Source organism: Vibrio sp. TRT 21S02, from assembly GCF_050113675.1.
Taxonomy (GTDB): Bacteria; Pseudomonadota; Gammaproteobacteria; order Enterobacterales; family Vibrionaceae; genus Vibrio.
Window position 1 is genome coordinate 1 of record NZ_JBNJOI010000077.1, and the last position, 524, is coordinate 524.

General features: G+C 39.7%; 1 protein-coding gene. It reads right to left on the reverse strand.

The window, feature by feature from the left end:
- Nucleotides 1–34: 34 nt before the first annotated feature.
- Nucleotides 35–418 (reverse strand): hypothetical protein, encoded by a 384-nt coding sequence (locus ACQEXU_RS22025; RefSeq protein WP_427012303.1) that lies wholly within the window; start codon nucleotides 416–418, stop codon nucleotides 35–37.
- Nucleotides 419–524 lie beyond the last annotated feature (106 nt).

A 524-nucleotide genomic window follows, 5' to 3' on the forward strand; every position in this document is an offset into this window, starting at 1 on the left:
CGCAAAGCGTTGTGAGTCCGCCTTAAACGCCTTGTTATGAGCCTGATTTTAAGTACACGCCTTCCTGACGGAATTGTGCTCGTAAATCTAACATTTGTACGTTCGTTGATATCACCGAAAACAGATTACCAATGGCTATAGCAAACATTAGACCTGCTGCATATCCATTCCATAACCCCAGCGCTCCTTGAGAGAGCATGTTAAATGCCACACAAAAGAAGATGACACTGGAAATGAACATTCTCAATTCCCCACAACTAAACTTGTAGGTGTTGTTCGTATAGTCATACTTAATTTGGACTCTTGAACTAAGGCCACCAAGTTTTATATACATGGTACTTTCACTGCTTTCATAAGCAATGTCATTAAGATCTAGTACTTTTTCTATTCGCTCCAACATGACTTTACGCTCTCTCAATTGATTACCTTGAGGTTATTCCTCATAGCATTCTATTTCATAAGATATTTGAAATTTCTCAACCCAAGTCACGTATAGAGCTGGCTCATAACGCCGCATTAAGGTG